This window comes from Marinobacterium mangrovicola (assembly GCF_004339595.1).
GTDB lineage: Bacteria > Pseudomonadota > Gammaproteobacteria > Pseudomonadales > Balneatricaceae > Marinobacterium_D > Marinobacterium_D mangrovicola.
Map to the genome: position 1 here is coordinate 298,362 of NZ_SMFU01000008.1, position 16,852 is coordinate 315,213.

A 16,852-nucleotide genomic window follows, 5' to 3' on the forward strand; every position below is an offset into this window, starting at 1 on the left:
GCGTTGACTAATATAAAAGTTATTAAAGGTAGCGGTGGTTGATCGCGCCGATAGCGGTGCTACAGCTTGGGTTCGTGGTGGCTGATCAGATTGCGGATATTGCGGGCATGACGGCCTATCAGTAACAGCGAAATCAGCGTCAGTGTGCCGAGCATCTCCGGTCGCAGGAACCAGGCATAAAGTGGTGTCAGAATCGCTGTCAGTACCGAGGCCAGTGATGAGATGCGGGTGGTCAGGAAGATCAGTAGCCAGCTGGTGACCTGTCCCAATGCAAGGGCAGGGCTGAGTACCAGGCAGCCACCCAGGGTTGTTGCTACGCCCTTACCGCCCTCGCGGATCGCAAAAGCGGGGTAAAGGTGGCCAACGACGGCGGCGAGCGCACACAGCGCAAGATGTGTCGCCTCAAGTTCGGCCAGGATGCCTGCGCCCACAGCGGCTGCGCCTTTGCCCAGATCACCGAGCAGCGTCAGCACGGCTGCGATAGGGTTGCCGATACGCAAAACATTGGTGGCGCCGGGGTTACGCGAGCCTTGTTGACGGGGGTCGGCGATGCCCATAGAGTTGCACACCAACACGGCCGTGGGGATGGAACCTAAGAGGTAACCCAGCCCGACGAGCAGTGTCGCTGTCGTTGTCAGGGGGTCTGGCATCCCACAGAATTCTCCAGGTTAAAAGATGGACAAAGTTTACATTCGTGGCTTAGAGGTGCAAACGGTCATCGGTATCTATGACTGGGAACGCAAGGCACCGCAAAAGCTGGTGATCGATCTAGAGATGGCTTGGAGTATCGCGGAAGCGGCGGCCAGTGACAATATAGAGGCGGCACTGAACTACAAGAGCGTCTCTCAGCGGATCATCGCCCATGTGGAGGCGAGCCGTTGCCTGCTGATCGAGACACTGGCGGAGCAGATCGCCACGCTGGTGCGTAACGAGTTTTCCGTTCCCTGGCTGCAGCTGGAGCTGAGCAAGCCCGGCGCGGTTGGCGAAGCCCAGAGTGTCGGCGTCAAAATCGAGCGGGGCGAAGCTGTCTGATGACCAGCGTGTTGCTAGGGCTTGGCAGTAACCAGAATCGCCACGCCAATCTATCCGATGCTCTGGATGCCCTGGCTCAGGCGTTTGGTTCTATCCGTGTATCCCGCGTGTTTGAGAGTGAAGCGGTGGGTTGTACCGGCGACAACTATTTCAATCTCGCGGTGGCTATCGACACCGACTGGCCGCTGGCTGAGTTATCCAGCTGGTTGAAGTGTCTGGAAGACAGCTTTGGCCGTATCCGCCGGGGTAAGCCGGTGGAGCAACCGCTGGATATCGATATTCTCACCTATGGCGAACAGGTTGGGCGTTTCGATAAGGTTCAACTGCCGCGTGCGGAAATCCTGCGGAACGCTTTCGTCCTCTGGCCCTTGGCTGAGCTGGTGCCTGACGTTGCTCACCCGGTAGAAAAGCAGACCTTTGCTGAACTCTGGCACTCATACGACAGCACGCAGAAACTCTGGCCGATCCACTTTGAGTGGCAGGGCAGAGCAATCTCTGCACCCGATAACAGCAGCCAGGGCGCCGCGGCAGGCTGATCTTTTCTATCAGTTTTTCCTCACCCTGGCCGATCAGCCTTCAGCGCAGATCGCCAGCTGACGTTTTTCAATCTCCTCGCCCAGCGCCTTACCCGAAAAGCCCTCAGACATGAGCTGGCGTGGTTCTACGGCACTCATTCTTTCCAGCAGCGTTTCTATCCCCTCGGCTATGCCGCCAGTCTCTGTCTGAACCAATGCAGCCGCGCAGGGGCGCAGCAATTCGAGCCGCTCGGGGCGGCGTAGCAGGTCCAGCTGTTTCACCAGTTTCAGTTTCCGCTCGGCGGCCAGCTCGGAGAAGGTGGCCAGGTCCTGATGAAACTGTCGTAGCTGCAGGGCCAGGTCGCGGAACCGGTTGGGGGCTCGGAGCCTTACGCTGAGCTCCCGGATCTGTTCCAGGGCGGCGTCGCTCTCCGCTGAGGCGGTGGCCAGGTTGGTTAGCAAGGCAAACTGCTGCTCCGCATTGCCGCTGTTTTCAGCAAGTTGAGTGCTGGCAGTTTCCGCCGCTTCGCTATCCAGCTCACAGAACTCCGGCAGCAGGCGTTCACAGGCGCTCACCGCGTTCAGGCTGTGGATAAACACCAGCGGTGACCGGGTCCCCAGGGCGCGCTCGAACTCCTGCCACACACGCTCGGGCGTCAGATAGTCGAGCTCGTCGCTGGCGCTGATCTCGCGCATCAGCGCCAGGGTTTCATCGGCGATACGGAAATTGAGATCAGCGAAACGGGCGGCGAAGCGGGCCACGCGCAATACGCGCAGTGGGTCTTCACGAAAGGCGGGAGATACATGGCGTAGCACGCGGGCTTCTATATCCTGCTGCCCGCCGTAGGGGTCGATCAGCTGGCCGTCGCTGTCCTGGGCGATGGCGTTGATGGTCAGGTCGCGCCGGCGCAGGTCCTCTTCCAGACTCACATCCGGGCTGGCGAAAAACTCAAACCCCGTATAACCCTTGCCGGACTTGCGCTCGGTGCGCGCCAGGGCGTACTCCTCGGCGGTTTTCGGGTGCAGAAACACCGGGAAGTCCTTGCCTACCGGCTTGTAGCCGGCATCGATCATCTCTTCGGGGGTAGCGCCGACCACGACCCAGTCGTGGTCTTTGACCTTCAGGCCGAGCAGGCGATCGCGCACCGCGCCACCCACCAGATAGATCTGCATGATCAGTTCTCGCAGCGTTCGGGGAAACTCTGCTGCCAGGCTTCAAAGCCGCCATCTAGGCTGTAGACCTCATCAAAACCCTGGTGAACCAGGAAACCGGCGGCGGACTGGCTGCTGATACCGTGGTAGCAGCAGACGATCAGTGGCTTATCCATATCGGCGTTGGCCATAAAGTCCTGCAGGTTGTCATTGCTCAGGTTGAAAGAGCCATTGATGTGGCGAGCGGCATAGCTCTGTCCATCGCGGATATCGACCACGGACGCGCCCTGGTCGATCAGCTCGGCCGCCTGTTGGGTTGAGATGCAGCGGTATTGGTCCATGGTTGGGTCTCCAGTACTTCAGTGAGCATTAATAGCTAGTGAGCATTAATTATTAGTGTGCGTTCACTAGCAGAGCGTATTTTTTAACTAGCAAAGTCGAGATGCCCGGCACAGCCGCAGGAAAACAGCTCGCAATCTTCCAGCCGCAGGGCGGTCAGCGCTCCGCCCCAGACACAGCCGGTATCCAGCGCGATGGTATCGCGTCTGCCGGTTTCCCCCAGGGCGGCCCAGTGGCCGAACAGCTGGGTGCGCTTGATCGGCTTGCTGCGTTCCACTTCATACCATGGATGGTAGCCGTCCGGCTGGGTTTCAAGGCCGCCGTTGGCGCTGAAATCCAGTTTTCCCTTGGGACTGACAAAGCGCATCCGTGTCAGGTAGTTGGTAATCAGGCGCAGCCGGTCCCAGCCCTTTACCGAGTCCCGCCAATGGTCCGGCTGGTTGCCGTACATATGGCGGAAATACTCTTCGGCGAGCGTGCCTTGCAGGACCTGTTCTACCTCGCCGGCAAACCCTCGCGCCTGCTTCAGCGTCCAGATCGGCGGGATACCTGCGTGGGTCATCACATAACCCAGGGCTTTATCATCGATCAGTAGTGGCTGATGTCGCAGCCAGTGCATAAGCTCTTCGCGATCCGGTGCTTCCAGAACAGGAACCAGGGTGTCCTTGCGTTTGCCGCTGGCCATGCCGTAATGCACGGCGAGCAGGTGCAGGTCATGATTGCCCAGTACGGTGCGGGCTCGTGCTCCCAGCGATTTGACGAAGCGCAGGACTTCCAGTGACTTGGGACCACGGTTAACGAGATCGCCGGCAAACCAGAGTTGATCCTGGTCGCTGAAGCCGACCCTGTCGAGCAGTCCCATCAATTCGTCGTAGCAGCCCTGAATATCGCCGATCGCGTATGTAGCCATGCACTCCTGCCGTCTGTTCCGGTGAATCGAATCCGATATCATACCGGATCAGCCCCCCGGGCCACATCCGCCCGTTAAACACCGGTTTAATTGTAAGTAGAGGTTTGTTTGGATAACGCAGTCTCTTTCCCGCCGAGCTGGCGCGCCGATGCACGGGTACTGATTCTTGGTTCTATGCCGGGGCAGGCGTCGCTGAAAGAGCAGCGCTACTATGCGCACCCTCGCAATGCGTTCTGGCCGATCCTGGCGGAGCTATGCGGCTTCTCACCGGAGCTTACCTATGCCGAGCGCTTGCTGGCCCTCAATGAATCCGGTGTAGCGCTTTGGGATGTGATCGGGAGCTGCCACAGGCCGGGGAGTCTTGATAGCCGTATCGCGGCTGAGTCGGTGCAGCCTAACGACCTGCCAGGATTGGTCTCGCAACTGCCGGAGCTGCGTCTGATTGCCTGCAATGGCGGCACGGCCTACCGGTTATTTACTCGTCACTTTGGTTCTTTAGTGGGTGCTGAGCACCCGGATCGACCCGCTGTGCTGCAGTTACCTTCCACCAGCCCGGCCTATGCGGCGATGAGTTTTGATCTCAAGCGCGAGCGCTGGCGGGCCATGCTCGAGTATCTGGCAAAAAGCGACAGCTAATTTAGGTATTGATCTACGGCATGGCTTCTTTGTTGCAATAAAGATACATAAAGCCAAAGGCATCTTGTCGGCTTTACTACATTCTTAAGCTCTATTGCTGCAGGGGTAGCCATCGTGAAGCAAAACTTGCCGGTGACTCAGGTCGAGGAAGCCTTTCCCGCATCTTCAAACATACTGTCCACCACGGATCTCAGGGGACAGATCACCTACGTCAATGATGACTTTGTAAGCATTAGCGGGTTCTCGAGAGAGGAGTTGATCGGCAGCAGCCATAACATGGTGCGCCATCCCGATATGCCGCCAGCGGCTTTCGGCGACCTCTGGAGTCGGGTGAAAAGTGGCCGCTCCTGGATGGGGGTGGTGAAAAACCGCTGTAGCAACGGTAACCACTATTGGGTGGATGCCTATGTCACGCCGATCGAGCGTAATGGCGAAATCGCCGAATACCAGTCGGTCAGGCGTAAGCCGGATCAGCAGGCGGTCGGCCGTGCCGAAGCGCTCTACGCCAGGCTGAGTGCAGGCAAGGTGCCCAGCTGCCTGAAAGGGCGCGGACTCTCCTACAGGATGCGTTTGCAGCTTTGCGTGGTGCTGCCACTGCTAATGGCGGCGTTGATCGGTGGATTGCTCGGCGTCTCTGACGATGCATTTATGCTGCTCGGCGGCGCTGGGGTTGCGGCGGTAACCTCCCTACATTTCGCGTTCAAGCCCCTGGCTGCATTGACTAGGAGGGCGAAAAGCCTGGTTAGCGATCCGGTGGCTCAGTGCATCTACACCGGGCGCATGGACGAGATCGGCCAGTTGCAACTGGCGATGAAAATGCTGGAGTCGGAAACAGCGGGTCTGATCGGACGGATTTCCGATACTTCCGGGGCGCTGACCGCGGGCGTCTCCGGGTTGAGTGCGGCGGTTGAGCAGTCCCAGGCCGGTGTGCGGCGGCAGTTCTCGGAAACCGATCAGGTCTCCTCTGCCGTGAACGAAATGTCCGAGAGTATCCAGAGCGTAGCGCGCAGTGCCCAGGGAACCTCTGAGGCTGCCGCCCGGGGACTTGAAGAGGTCAACGAGGGCAAGGCGGAAGTGGACGCCTGCGGCGCGGCGATCCTGCAGATGAAAGCTGAAATCGGACGCGCCGCCGAAGTGATTCGGGAGGTGGAGCTGAGCAGCCGCAATATCTCCGGCATTCTTGATGTGATAGTCACGGTTTCTGAGCAGACCAACCTGCTGGCGCTCAATGCCGCCATCGAAGCAGCACGGGCCGGCGAGTCCGGTCGTGGCTTTGCCGTAGTAGCCGACGAAGTACGTTCACTGGCTACCAGGACCCAGAGCTCCACCGACGAAATTCGCGATATGATCGAACGCCTGCAACAGGGCGCGCGCAGGGCAGTCGAGGCGATGAACGCCGGTCAGGCGCAGGCGGATCTTTGCGTGGAGCAGAGTGAACTGACCGCTGATTCCCTGGATCGTTTGCTGGATTCGATCCAGGAGATCTCCGCCATGAGCCTGGAGATCGCTGAAGCGGTGGACCAGCAGAGCCGGGTGGCCGAGACCATCAACCGCAGTGTATTCAGCATTCGTGATATGTCGAAAATGAACCTGGAGGCGGTGGAGCAGAGCTCCCAGACCAGCCATCACATGCTGGGTATAGCCACAGGTTTTGGCGAACTGGCGCAACAGTTCTGGGCAGGGCGCAGTAAAAAAGGCGCCTGATTTGGCGGCGCTGCGGCCAGTTTGGTGACACCTATGGTGGTAACCCAGGGCTTGGGGTAGGGTAACTCAATCAGGGAAACCCTACCCATTTCCAGCGAGGGCTCGCCATGAAAGTCGTGATCGCACCGGATTCATTCAAGGAAAGTCTCAGCGCTGCCGAGGTCGCCGCAGCTATAGCCGCCGGCTGGCGAATGGCGCTACCGGCAACAGAGTGCATCGAGCTGCCCATGGCTGATGGCGGTGAGGGCACCACCCAGGCGCTGGTCACCGCCAGCGGCGGGCGCCTGGAACATTGCGACGTAACTGGCCCTCTTGGTGAAATGATGACCGCCTTCTGGGGGCGTATCGGCGAACACACGGCGGTGATCGAGTGCGCCGCTTCCGGTGGACTTGACTTGCTGGCGCGGGATCAGCGCGATCCCTGGCGGGCAACGACCCGGGGCACCGGCGAGCTGATTCGTGCCGCGCTGGATGTGGGTATGAACGAGATCATCATAGGCCTTGGCGGCAGCGCTACCAATGATGGTGGCGCCGGCATGATGCAGGCGCTGGGTGCGCGCCTGCTCGATGACAGCGGCGCCGAGATTGGCCCCGGTGCAGAAGGCCTGGAGCAACTGGCCGCCATCGATCTGTCGGGGCTGGATAAACGCCTCAAAACCGCCCGTTTTCAGGTCGCCTGCGATGTGGATAACCCGCTGACCGGCCCCAATGGCGCCTCCGCTATCTTCGGCCCACAGAAAGGTGCCGATGCGGCGCTGGTGCAGCGCATGGACGCCTGCCTCGCCAATTACGCCCGGGTGATTACCGAATGCATCGGTGAAAAGGTCGATACCATCGCTGGCGCCGGTGCAGCCGGCGGGCTGGGCGCGGCCTTCCTTGCCTTTTTTAACGCCAGCCTGAAGCCCGGTATAGAGATCATGCTGGACGCAGTGGATATGGATAGTCACCTGGAAGGAGCGGACCTGGTGATCACCGGCGAAGGCCGTATCGACTCCCAGACCGAGCGCGGTAAAACTCCGGTGGGAGTGGCGCGCAGAGCCAAGCATCACGGCGTGCCCTGTATCGCCCTGGGTGGATCTGTACCGGATGAGGTGGAGGTTCTTGAGGCGTTATCGAAACAGGGACTGAAAGCGGTGTTCCCGATACTGCCGGGCGTGGCCGATCTGGAGCAGGCACTGAGTGAGGCAGACACCAACCTGAAACTCTGCGCGAGAAATCTGGCGGCCTATTGGCAGCTTGCCGGCAGATCAGACTAGCTCTCTTTACAAGGTATCAGTATTGAAACCCGGCTCAGGCCGGGTTTTCTGTTTTTGGTGAAAAGCGCCCGGGACTTGCAAATTTTAAATTATACAAATAGTACGCATTATCATTTAGATTGGATTTAACTTTGTGTATCTTTGGCGTTTTTCCGGCGTCGCATTTGTTGCCGAAAGCAAACACCTCACAAGAAAAAAGGAAATCCTGATGTTCTACCCGGAGCGATTCCATCGCCGACTTCTTCCGCTGGCGATCTGCGCCGCACTGCCGACGCTTGCCCAGGCCGCAGCATCGGATGAGATGGTTGCCGAAGAATTGAGCCTGGATACGGTCGTCGTTTCCGCGACCCGAGCCAAGAGCGTGGCGGGCGAAACGCCGCAGAAGGTTACCGTGATTACCCGCGAGCAGATCGAACAGCAGCTGGCGATCTCCGAAGATCCCGGCGCGGTGCTTAGTAACCTGATTCCTTCCTATTCGCCCAGCCGGCAAAAACTGTCCAACTCCGGTGAGAGCTTCCGTGGCCGTTCCGCGCTCTACATGATCGACGGGGTGCCGCAATCAAACCCGTTGCGCGATGGTTCACGTGACAGCTACACCATCGATCTTTCGATGGTCGAGAAAATCGAGGTGATTCACGGCGCCAGTGCCGAGCATGGCCTGGGCGCCACAGGCGGGATAATCAATTTCGTTACCCGCAGTGCGGACAGCGGCTCCCTGACCCAGCACGCCGGTATCAGCGTCAGCAGCGACGATGACTTCAAGAGCAACGGCCAGGGCCACAAGCTGGATTATCGTATCAGCGGCCAGAACGGCGCCTGGGACTTTCTCGGTGCCGCCAGTGTGCAGCGTCGGGGCATGTTCTACTCCGGCGATGACGAGCTGATCGGCAATAACTACGCCGGCGAAACCCAGAACTCGGACAGCCACGATATCATGGCCAAGCTGGGCTACTGGTTGGATGATAACCAGAATTTCGAGTTCTCGATCAACCGCTTTGAGCTCGAAGGGCGCGGCGGCTATGTGCCGGTGCCCGGCGATCGTGATGCCGGGGTCGCCACCACTGCGGAGCGGGGCGATGACGGCGGCGATCCCGAATACAACAAGGTGACCACTGCGAACCTGACCTATTCCCATACCGACTGGTTTGGCAATGCGGTTGATGTGCAGTTGTACAGCCAGCGTTTCCGCTCCCAGTTTGGTACCTCGCCTTACTTCCCTTACATCGACGGTTCCGGCGACACCCGGTACGACCAGACCCGCAACGAATCGGATAAGCTTGGCGCCAAGTTCACCATCAACCGCGATGGTCTGCTGAATGATCGACTCTCGCTGACCGCCGGCCTGGATGTGCTTCAGGATGAAACCCGCCAGACGCTGGTGCATACCGGCCGTACTTACGTCCCCGAGACCGAGTTCGATAACCGTGCTGTGTTCCTCCAGGGCGATCTGAAGGTGACTGACAGCCTGTTGTTCCAGGCCGGTGTCAGGCATGAACGCGCTTCCCTGGATGTGGGGACTTACACCACCGTCGACCGCAGCGGCGGCAACCTGTCCGATGGCGTGGTGGTTGGCGGCGGCAGCCCCGATTTCAACGAGACGCTCTATAACGGCGGCATCGTCTACCAGGCGACTCCCTGGGCCAGCCTTTACGCGAACTATTCCGAAGGCTTTGGTATGCCGGATGTGGGGCGTGTCCTGCGTGGCGTCAGCGCGGCTGGCTCCGATGTGGATAACCTTCTGGAGCTGGAACCGATCGTCACCGACAACCGTGAAGTCGGCGTGCGCTTTGACTGGGACCGTTACGGTCTTGAGATCAGCTACTACGAGTCCAACTCTGACCTCGGTGAGCGTCTGAGCCTGAATAACGGCGTCTGGGTCGGTAACCGTGAGAAGACCGAGATCAGCGGTATCGAGATCACCGCCGATGCGAAACTGACCGATTCACACACCCTGACCGCCAGCTACACCCGCGCCGACGGCGAATCCGATACCGATGGCGACGGCAAGGTGGACAGCGATCTGAATGGTGCAAACATCGCCCCGGACACGCTCAAGCTGGCCTGGGATGCGCGCTGGAGCGAACGCCTGAGCTCTCATCTGCGGGCAAGCCACTACTTTGACCGCAGCATCGATGATGACCGGTACGACTTCGACGGTTACACCTTGGTTGATCTGGGAGTGGGTTACCGCCTGCCGGTGGGTCGTGCCCGTCTGGGTGTGGAAAACCTCTTCGACCGTGACTACTTCACCTATTACTCACAGGCCGCCCGCGCCAGTGATGATTACAACTTCAAGGGCCGCGGACGCACGTTGAAGCTGAGCTACAACGTGGATTTCTGATCCTGAAGGTATGAAAAAAGGCCGCTGCGATAGAGATCGCCGCGGCCTTTTTTGTATCCGTTGACGGGGTTTTTATCTCTCCTGTCGCTGCTGGCGATAGAGCAGGTAAACGAAGAACGGCGCGCCAATGGCCGCGACGAAGATCCCCGCCGGCAGGTCCCTTGGGGCGAAGGCAAGGCGACCGATAAGATCGGCGCTCACCAGCATCAGCGAGCCGAGCAGGGCGGACACGATAACCAAACCGGTATGCCCGCCGGAAACCAAGCGCCTGGCAGCATGGGGCGCGATCAAACCGATAAAGCTGAGCCCGCCGGCGAAGGCGACACCGGCACCGGCCAGCGCCACGGCGATCACCAACAGGCCGAGCCTTTCCGCCGCGAGGCGTGATCCAAGGCCGGTGGCGAGCTGGTCGCCCAGCACCAGCAGATCCAGCTTGCGCGCATTGAACAGTGCCAGCGGCAGGAACAGGGCCACCCAGGGCAGGATGCTGCTGACCTGTTTCCACTGTGAGGCGTAGAGGCTCCCTGTCAGCCAGACGTAAGCGCGCATGGCGGTGGCGTCGGAGCTCAAGACGATCAGCAGCGTAGTCAGCGCACCGAGTGCGGCGGCCAGGCCCACGCCAATCAGGATCAACCGCGTCGGCATCACCGAGCTGCTGCCACTGAGCAGGGTGATGATCAGCGCGACCACCAGAGCACCGAGGAGCGCCACCCAGGGCAACCAGGATTCGTTCAGCTGCGCACCGCCCAGGGTGAGAAACAGTACCGTGGCCACCGATGCGCCGCCGGTGATACCGATCACATCGGGGGATGCCAGCGGGTTACGCACCAGCCCCTGCAGAATCAGCCCCGCCACCGCCAGAGCAGCGCCAACAATGATCGCCATCAGCAGCCGTGGCAGACGTATCTCATGCACGATCAGGACAATATCGCTCTGTTCGGGTTGCAGCAGCGCATTGATCACTGCAGGGAATGAGGTGGGGTGGCTGCCCAGGGTCAGGCCTGCGAACAGGCCGCACAACAGCAGGGCGAGTAGTAGCAGCGCAACTACCAGAGTGCGGGGCACCAAACGGAAAGACAGCTGGCCAGTGTCGCTGCGCAGAGTGATCGAGCGGCTCACGCGGTGTAGCTCCTTTTCCGGGCAAGGTAGAGAAAGAAGGGCGTTCCCAGCAGCGCGGTCATCACACCGACCGGGATCTCCTGCGGCGCGATAACCAGCCGGGATACCACGTCCGCAGCCATTAGCAGGGTGGCACCGAGCAGGGCGCAGCCCGGCAGCAGCCAGCGATGATCCGGCCCCAGCAGGGCGCGCACCATGTGCGGCACGATCAGCCCGAGAAAGCCGATCAGACCGGCAATGGAGACCGAGGCACCGGCCAGCATGATGACAGCGGTGGCAGCCAGTATTTTGATCATCAATATCCGCTGACCAAGGCCGGTAGCCAGCTCATCGCTGAGGGCGAGCAGATTAAGCTGGCGCGCCAGGAGTACGCAGGTAAGACCCGCCAGCAGGAAAAACGGTAGCAGCGGCAGCAGCGTTTCCGTACCACGGCCGGAGACCGAACCACCGAGCCAGAACAGAATACTTTCCAGGCGCTCCTGATTGACGATAAGCAGTCCCTGGGCAAAGGAGACGAACAGCGCGCTGATCGCCACGCCGGCCAGTACAATCCGGGAAGGCGATAAGCCTTTTGCTCCGCCGCCCAGCAGCACCACGGCCGCGGCCGCGGTACCGGCGCCGAGAAACGCGCTCCAGACCAGCAGCAGAGGGGCGCTGAGGCTAAACAGAGTGCTGGCTGCCACCAGGAAAAACATGGCGCCGGCGTTGATACCGAGAATGCCGGGAGAGGCCAGCGCGTTGCGTGTCAGGGTCTGCATCAGCGCGCCGGATACCGCCAGGCTGGCGCCTACGCACAGGGCGATCAGGGTGCGGGAAAGCCGTTCGGTGCTGAGAATCAGGTGGTCGGTGTTCGATGGATCGAAATGACCGATGGCGCTGATTAGTGTCGCGGCTGATATATGCGTGTAGCCCAGCAGCAGGCTGCATACAGCGGCCATCAGAAGCAGGGCAGCCCCGACCAACAGGAGTGCCGTACGCTGAGTGTTAGAGGTAAACATCAATGGCTCCCCGGCGTGTCTTGCGGGCTGTACAGGGCGTTCAAATCGTCCAGCATCCTGTTGGCCGCCAGGATCCCGCCGCCCATATTCCAGGTGATGGGATCGACCAGGTACACCTGGTTGTTTTTCACGGCGTTGAGGTTTTGCCACAGCGGGTGCTGCTGCCAGCGCTGGAAGGTCCGTTGCACGGCCGGGTCCTGCTGGCGCATGAAGATAAAGATCACATCGGCATCCATGGCCGGAATGCTTTCCAGGCTGGTCAGTTTGATACCCCAGCCATCCTTCTTCTGGCTATTGGGCCGGTCAAAACCGATCTCGTCGAGAATACGCCGGGCGAAACTGTCGTAGTAGATCCGCGCATGGTCGGCGCGAAAACTGATGACCGCAGCCTGCTGGGGCCAGCCTTTTCCGAGCTGGCGGCTAAGCCGGTTGCGTGTGGACTCGACCCGTTTATCCCACTGGTTTAATAGCTGATCGGCCTGCTGCTGCCGCCCGGCGGCCTCGCCGATCAGTTTGAGCATCGCCTTGAAGTCAAAGGCGGTATCCGGCACCACGGTGGGGGCTATCCGCGACAGCAGCGGATAGATCTGCTCGTGGCGGTAACGGGCGCCCACAATCAGGTCGGGCTTAAGCCAAGCGATGCTTTCCAGGTCAGGCTGGGTTTCAAGCCCCAGGTAGTCCGTGTGCTCAAGCGCCTCGCGCAGGTAACTGTACATCGGTTTTTCCAGCCAGGATTCAACGGCGCCCACGGGCGGAATTCCCAGTGCTACGGCGGTATCGGTGGCGCCCTGGTACAGGCTGACGACTCTCTCAGGCTTGCCGCTGATATGAGTGATACCGAAGGCGTGTTTGATGACACGCTCGCTGGCGAAGACAGAAGTGGACAGCGTTAGCAGAGCTAGAAGCGTGATGATCGCGGTGCGATTGCAAAAAGGCGGGTACAGCTGGCTCATGGGTTCCCGGTGGAGGTCTGCGTTATTGTTTAAGATCGAATTGTAAATAAGAATGATTTAGAATTCTCTGATTGCCGTGGGCATTTTTGCAGTAGTGATCAAACCCGCCGACCCGGAGCGTCGATGACCGCCAGTTTTACCCCTGTTTCGCGTCTTAAAGCCGAAGGGCTCAAAGCCGGATACGGCGAGCGTACCGTGCTCGATGGTGTGGATTTCTCTGTGCCGGAGGGGCGGCTTACGGCCTTGCTCGGGCCTAACGGCAGCGGCAAATCCACCCTGTTGAAAACCCTGGCCCGCACCATCGTGCCCAGCTTTGGTAAGGTCCTGCTGGATGGTGTGGATATCCATCGTCACAGCACCCGCGATGTGGCGCGCAATCTGGGTCTTCTGCCGCAAGGGCCGGAAGCACCGGAAGGATTGACCGTGCGGGAGCTGGTATCCCTTGGGCGTTCACCCTACCAGAGTTTCTGGCGGCAAAACTCCCGTGAAGATGAAACTGCCGTCACTGAGGCGATGGAGCGCACCGATGTCGCCCAGTTTGCCGACCGTTCCGTGGATGCGCTTTCCGGCGGCCAACGTCAGCGCTGCTGGATTGCACTGGTGCTGGCGCAGCAGACCGACATCATCCTGCTCGACGAGCCAACCACCTACCTGGATCTGAGAGTGCAGGTGGGGTTGCTGGAACTGCTTAGCTCCCTGGCCCATGACAGCGGACGCACGCTGCTGGTGGTGCTGCATGATCTGAACCTGGCTGCCGCCTACGCCGATGAGCTGGTAATGATGCGTGATGGCCAGATACTGCATCGCGGCACGCCGGATGAGGTGTTTACCCCGTCTAATCTAAACCAGGTGTTCGGCCTGGATGCCAACGTGATTCGCGATGCGGAAAGCTCCACGCTGGTGTGTGTGCCACGTCGCTATAGCAGCAGGGCGGGAGAGGAGCGGTCATGGGGAGTATGAAGCGCCGTTTCTGCACCACGGAAAGCCTAGAGATCGATGAGCCGCTGGCCGGCACCGGCAATCATCCCGTACGCAACCTGCTGATCAGCTGGCCGCGCTCGAAATGGACCCGCAGTGCGCGTCGCGCCAGTGATATGAGCGATGCCGTAAGCGGGCTGCTGGATCGGCTTGCGAAGCAGGGACTGCGGGTTAATCTGATAGACCGCCGAGAGGACAGGGAGAAGAGTCATCGTATCTTCCTGATGCCGGAGAACCAGAGTTACCGGGTGCTGCCCGAGCAGTTGCCAGCGTTTCTGGAGCAATTGCTGGCGGGGGCCCAGGAACCCGGTGAACCGCTAAACCATCCACTGCTGCTCTGCTGCACCCACGGACAGAAGGATCGCTGCTGCGCCAAGTTTGGTTTCCAGGCGTATAAGGCGCTCGCCGAGAGCGCGCAGCAGGAGGCGTTGCCGTTTTCCGTTTGGGAAAGCAGTCATCTGGGCGGCTGCCGCCTCGCCGCCAGCGCCGTGGTGATGCCGTCCATGCGCAAATACGGGCGGATCAGCCCGGAACATGCACTGCCGCTGCTACAGAGTGAACTGAAGGGGCGCCCCTATCTGCCTTGCCTGCGCGGTGAAGCGGAGCTGAGTTCTCTGCAGCAGGTGGCACGTATTGCCGCAATGGAGGCCCTGGCTGCGACCGCACCGGATGCAGAGTTGGAGATCCTCAGTGAAGAGACGCTTGCCGGAGAGCGCGAGTGTGCAACAGCCTGGTTGGTACTGCGCTGGCGTGTGGGTGAAACGGAAGGTTTCCTGCGAGTTAAGTGCCGCGAAGAGGAGTTGATCCGCTTCGATACCTGCGCCGACGTGGATGCTGAGGAAGCAAAACCCGCCAGGGTATGGCGGGCTGTAGATGTGGCTGACTGCGAGGCTCCGGCCTAGTCGTCGTAATGGATAATCGACAGCAGCTGCAGCGGTACTTTCTTTAGCTCTTCCGGGCCGTGAGGCACCTCGGCATCGAAGGAGAGTGAATCGCCGGGGCCCATCTCGTAAAGGTGGTTGCCGTGACGATATAGAATCTCGCCCTTGAGGATGTAGATAAATTCCTGGCCCGGGTGCGAGAAGGTGGGGAACACCTCGCTGGCATCATCCATGGTGATCAGGAACGGCTCGTAGCTTTTCTTCTTGCCACGGTGGTAGTTGAGCAACTGATAGGTGTGGCCCTTCTCGGTACCGCGACGCACCACTTCCATCCCTTCGCCCGCCTTGGTTAGCTGAGCGCCGCCAGAGGGGCGGTCATAATCGCTGAACAGTTGAGAGATCGGCAGGCCGATGGCGTCACAGAGTTTGCTGAGCGTTTCCAGGCTGGTGGAGACCTGAGCGTTTTCGATCTTGCTCACCATACCCTGGCTGAGGCCGGCGATACGCGCCACATCGGTGATCTTCAAACCCTGCTCGGTACGCTTGCGCTTTACCTGCATGGCGATGTACTGCTCCAGACGCAGGCGCGGATCGCTGTTCTCCCGGCTAAGGCTGATCTCGCCTTTTTCCAGGGCGTCGATGTGTCGTGAAGCCGTATTTTTTTCGCTCATAATCCTTCGCTCAAACCTGTTCTCTCGTGTTCCCAGGACTCAGTGTGACATTCCTGTTAAGAAACTTTATTGATTCTTGGCGAGAAAAGCGAAGTTTTTTTCCAGAAAATCCGCGGGCTTTTTGGCTGGGGGCGAAATGCCCCGCCATCAGAGTAGTGGCGGGGCAGGGGATATAACCCTAGCTTGCGCAGACCGGTACCAGGGATTTGGCGCGGTCGTAGACCTGGTCAGCCGGCAGTGATTTCGCCGTGAGCATCTCGATATTGTGGTCGATCACGCCCTGCAGGGTCTCTTTCCAGGCCGGGTTCTCGGTACCGCCTTCCACGGTGTAGAAACTGTGCCCATCCTTCAGCGCTTCCTCGCGGCCTCGGGCATCCAGGTCGTCCAGCTCCTTGCCCATGGCGCGGGCCCACTCCATACCACTGTTGCTATCGATTACCTGCTTCAGGTCATCCGGCAGCCGTGCATAAGTGGCGTTGTTCATGGTGGTGATAAACGACAGGGTATAGAGACCGATCTCGGTGTGCTGGGTCAGCTGTTCGTTGAGGCGAAAATCTTTCATCGCCTGCCAGGGGAAGGCGACACCGTTCATCACACCGCGCTGCACGGCGGTGTAGGTTTCCGGTGCAGGCATACCCACCGGCTGGGCACCCAGGCCTTCGAGCAGGTCGCCGACCACGGTGGTGGCGCGACGGATACGCAGGCCGGCAAGATCTTCCGGTGTTTTCACCATTTTCTCACCGGTATGGATGTGGCCAGGGCCATGTGCGAAGAAGAACAGCGGATGGGTATCCTTGTACTCGTTACTGATCAGTTCCTCGTCGTAGAGATTCTGCAATACACAGCTGGCGTTTTCGGCGCTGGTGACGATGCCGGGCAGTTCGATCACCTGAGTCAACGGAAAGCGTCCGGCGCTATAGCCCTGGGCGGTCACGGTGATATCGGCGACGCCGTTAACGGTCGCATCATAGCTGGCGGGCGCCTTGGCCAGGGTTTGAGAGGGGTAGATATCGATAGTTAGACGACCATCCGAGCGCTCGTTGAGGCGCTCGGCCCAGGCGTTAACCACCTTGTCGACGCTGGAGCCTGACGGCCAGAAATGAGCCAGGCGCAGGGTATAGGAGTCAGCGGCCTGGGCGGCGGAAGCGGAGAGGCCCAGCAGCACGCCGGCCGCAAGCGGCTTGATCAGAGAGGTCAGTTTCATGGTGCTTATCCTTTATCTTTATTTTTAAACGGATGTTGTTGGGTTTTCGGTGACTTGGGTTTTCACTTACTTAGTTTTTCGGTTAGCAAGTGGCGCCTTCCGGGAAGGGGGAACAGCTTCTCCGGAAGGCGTAACTTTTTACAGGCCCAGTTACAGGCCCAGT

General features: G+C 59.8%; 17 protein-coding genes. 8 read left to right on the plus strand and 9 right to left on the minus strand.

The genetic code is table 11. The annotated features are described in order from the left end of the window. Positions 1 to 59 precede the first annotated feature (59 nt). Positions 60 to 650, minus strand: a complete 591-nt coding sequence (gene plsY / locus CLV83_RS09880) for a glycerol-3-phosphate 1-O-acyltransferase PlsY (RefSeq protein WP_132291226.1) — start codon at positions 648 to 650, stop codon at positions 60 to 62. Between the two features lie 25 nt (positions 651 to 675). Here plsY and folB point away from each other — a divergent pair, with 25 nt between their 5' ends. Both folB and folK read left to right on the plus strand, forming a co-directional pair. Then, on the plus strand, positions 676 to 1,032 hold the full coding sequence (gene folB / locus CLV83_RS09885; protein WP_132291229.1) for a dihydroneopterin aldolase: 357 nt from the start codon (positions 676 to 678) through the stop codon (positions 1,030 to 1,032). After that, on the plus strand, positions 1,032 to 1,568 hold the full coding sequence (gene folK, locus CLV83_RS09890; RefSeq protein ID WP_132291232.1) for a 2-amino-4-hydroxy-6-hydroxymethyldihydropteridine diphosphokinase: 537 nt from the start codon (positions 1,032 to 1,034) through the stop codon (positions 1,566 to 1,568). Before folB ends, folK begins: the two co-directional genes overlap by 1 nt. Before the next feature lie 33 nt (positions 1,569 to 1,601). Here the strand turns inward: folK and CLV83_RS09895 are convergent, their stop codons facing one another. The 3 genes from CLV83_RS09895 to CLV83_RS09905 all read right to left on the minus strand — a co-directional run bounded on the left by CLV83_RS09895 (position 1,602) and on the right by CLV83_RS09905 (position 3,948). After that, positions 1,602 to 2,720: a tRNA nucleotidyltransferase/poly(A) polymerase-related protein gene (locus CLV83_RS09895; RefSeq protein WP_132291235.1), complete on the minus strand. Its 1,119-nt coding sequence runs from the start codon at positions 2,718 to 2,720 to the stop codon at positions 1,602 to 1,604. A gap of 2 nt (positions 2,721 to 2,722) precedes the next feature. Continuing rightward, positions 2,723 to 3,040 (minus strand): thiosulfate sulfurtransferase GlpE, encoded by a 318-nt coding sequence (gene glpE, locus CLV83_RS09900; protein WP_132291238.1) that lies wholly within the window; start codon positions 3,038 to 3,040, stop codon positions 2,723 to 2,725. 83 nt (positions 3,041 to 3,123) lie between these two features. Continuing rightward, complete coding sequence (locus CLV83_RS09905) at positions 3,124 to 3,948, minus strand: symmetrical bis(5'-nucleosyl)-tetraphosphatase (RefSeq protein WP_132291241.1); 825 nt, start codon at positions 3,946 to 3,948, stop codon at positions 3,124 to 3,126. 108 nt (positions 3,949 to 4,056) lie between these two features. On the opposite strand from CLV83_RS09905, the gene CLV83_RS09910 reads away from it, so the two are divergent. From CLV83_RS09910 to CLV83_RS09925, 4 genes are all read left to right on the plus strand, one after another. Beyond that, complete coding sequence (locus tag CLV83_RS09910; RefSeq protein ID WP_132291244.1) at positions 4,057 to 4,584, plus strand: DNA-deoxyinosine glycosylase; 528 nt, start codon at positions 4,057 to 4,059, stop codon at positions 4,582 to 4,584. 114 nt (positions 4,585 to 4,698) lie between these two features. After that, positions 4,699 to 6,288: a methyl-accepting chemotaxis protein gene (locus CLV83_RS09915; protein WP_132291247.1), complete on the plus strand. Its 1,590-nt coding sequence runs from the start codon at positions 4,699 to 4,701 to the stop codon at positions 6,286 to 6,288. A 107-nt stretch (positions 6,289 to 6,395) separates the two neighbouring features. Beyond that, positions 6,396 to 7,544, plus strand: coding sequence for a glycerate kinase family protein (locus CLV83_RS09920; RefSeq protein ID WP_132291250.1), 1,149 nt, complete (start codon positions 6,396 to 6,398; stop codon positions 7,542 to 7,544). A 208-nt stretch (positions 7,545 to 7,752) separates the two neighbouring features. Continuing rightward, the gene (locus CLV83_RS09925) at positions 7,753 to 9,885 is read left to right on the plus strand and encodes a TonB-dependent receptor (protein WP_132291254.1); all 2,133 of its coding nucleotides are present in this window, start codon (positions 7,753 to 7,755) and stop codon (positions 9,883 to 9,885) included. Positions 9,886 to 9,957: 72 nt separating this feature from the next. Here CLV83_RS09925 and CLV83_RS09930 read toward each other — a convergent pair whose 3' ends face one another. Genes CLV83_RS09930 through CLV83_RS09940 form a run of 3 tightly spaced genes read right to left on the minus strand, consistent with a single transcriptional unit; the run spans position 9,958 to position 12,955 of the window. Beyond that, positions 9,958 to 11,004: a FecCD family ABC transporter permease gene (locus CLV83_RS09930; protein ID WP_132291257.1), complete on the minus strand. Its 1,047-nt coding sequence runs from the start codon at positions 11,002 to 11,004 to the stop codon at positions 9,958 to 9,960. Further along, positions 11,001 to 12,002 (minus strand): FecCD family ABC transporter permease, encoded by a 1,002-nt coding sequence (locus CLV83_RS09935; protein WP_132291260.1) that lies wholly within the window; start codon positions 12,000 to 12,002, stop codon positions 11,001 to 11,003. The genes CLV83_RS09930 and CLV83_RS09935 overlap by 4 nt, the downstream gene beginning before the upstream one ends. Then, entirely contained in the window at positions 12,002 to 12,955 is a 954-nt protein-coding gene (locus CLV83_RS09940; RefSeq protein WP_132291263.1) for an ABC transporter substrate-binding protein, read from the minus strand. Before CLV83_RS09940 ends, CLV83_RS09935 begins: the two co-directional genes overlap by 1 nt. A gap of 123 nt (positions 12,956 to 13,078) precedes the next feature. On the opposite strand from CLV83_RS09940, the gene CLV83_RS09945 reads away from it, so the two are divergent. After that, positions 13,079 to 13,915: an ABC transporter ATP-binding protein gene (locus CLV83_RS09945; protein WP_132291266.1), complete on the plus strand. Its 837-nt coding sequence runs from the start codon at positions 13,079 to 13,081 to the stop codon at positions 13,913 to 13,915. Beyond that, a complete protein-coding gene (locus CLV83_RS09950; RefSeq protein ID WP_243642355.1) occupies positions 13,903 to 14,835 on the plus strand; it encodes a sucrase ferredoxin in 933 nt (310 codons plus the stop codon). The genes CLV83_RS09945 and CLV83_RS09950 overlap by 13 nt, the downstream gene beginning before the upstream one ends. Here CLV83_RS09950 and CLV83_RS09955 read toward each other — a convergent pair. Beyond that, positions 14,832 to 15,485, minus strand: coding sequence for a helix-turn-helix domain-containing protein (locus CLV83_RS09955; RefSeq protein WP_132291269.1), 654 nt, complete (start codon positions 15,483 to 15,485; stop codon positions 14,832 to 14,834). The two genes, CLV83_RS09950 and CLV83_RS09955, sit on opposite strands and share 4 nt — an antisense overlap. A 178-nt stretch (positions 15,486 to 15,663) precedes the next feature. Then, positions 15,664 to 16,689: a TRAP transporter substrate-binding protein gene (locus CLV83_RS09960; RefSeq protein WP_132291272.1), complete on the minus strand. Its 1,026-nt coding sequence runs from the start codon at positions 16,687 to 16,689 to the stop codon at positions 15,664 to 15,666. Positions 16,690 to 16,852: the final 163 nt, after the last annotated feature.

Bases quoted from the DNA above. Each gene is read 5' to 3' on its own strand.
- plsY (WP_132291226.1), bottom strand. From the start codon at position 650: ATGCCAGACCCCCTGACAACGACAGCGACACTGCTCGTCGGGCTGGGT.
- folB (WP_132291229.1), top strand. From the start codon at position 676: ATGGACAAAGTTTACATTCGTGGCTTAGAGGTGCAAACGGTCATCGGT.
- folK (WP_132291232.1), top strand. From the start codon at position 1,032: ATGACCAGCGTGTTGCTAGGGCTTGGCAGTAACCAGAATCGCCACGCC.
- CLV83_RS09895 (WP_132291235.1), bottom strand. From the start codon at position 2,720: ATGCAGATCTATCTGGTGGGTGGCGCGGTGCGCGATCGCCTGCTCGGC.
- glpE (WP_132291238.1), bottom strand. From the start codon at position 3,040: ATGGACCAATACCGCTGCATCTCAACCCAACAGGCGGCCGAGCTGATC.
- CLV83_RS09905 (WP_132291241.1), bottom strand. From the start codon at position 3,948: ATGGCTACATACGCGATCGGCGATATTCAGGGCTGCTACGACGAATTG.
- CLV83_RS09920 (WP_132291250.1), top strand. From the start codon at position 6,396: ATGAAAGTCGTGATCGCACCGGATTCATTCAAGGAAAGTCTCAGCGCT.
- CLV83_RS09925 (WP_132291254.1), top strand. From the start codon at position 7,753: ATGTTCTACCCGGAGCGATTCCATCGCCGACTTCTTCCGCTGGCGATC.
- CLV83_RS09935 (WP_132291260.1), bottom strand. From the start codon at position 12,002: ATGTTTACCTCTAACACTCAGCGTACGGCACTCCTGTTGGTCGGGGCT.
- CLV83_RS09940 (WP_132291263.1), bottom strand. From the start codon at position 12,955: ATGAGCCAGCTGTACCCGCCTTTTTGCAATCGCACCGCGATCATCACG.
- CLV83_RS09945 (WP_132291266.1), top strand. From the start codon at position 13,079: ATGACCGCCAGTTTTACCCCTGTTTCGCGTCTTAAAGCCGAAGGGCTC.
- CLV83_RS09950 (WP_243642355.1), top strand. From the start codon at position 13,903: ATGGGGAGTATGAAGCGCCGTTTCTGCACCACGGAAAGCCTAGAGATC.
- CLV83_RS09955 (WP_132291269.1), bottom strand. From the start codon at position 15,485: ATGAGCGAAAAAAATACGGCTTCACGACACATCGACGCCCTGGAAAAA.
- CLV83_RS09960 (WP_132291272.1), bottom strand. From the start codon at position 16,689: ATGAAACTGACCTCTCTGATCAAGCCGCTTGCGGCCGGCGTGCTGCTG.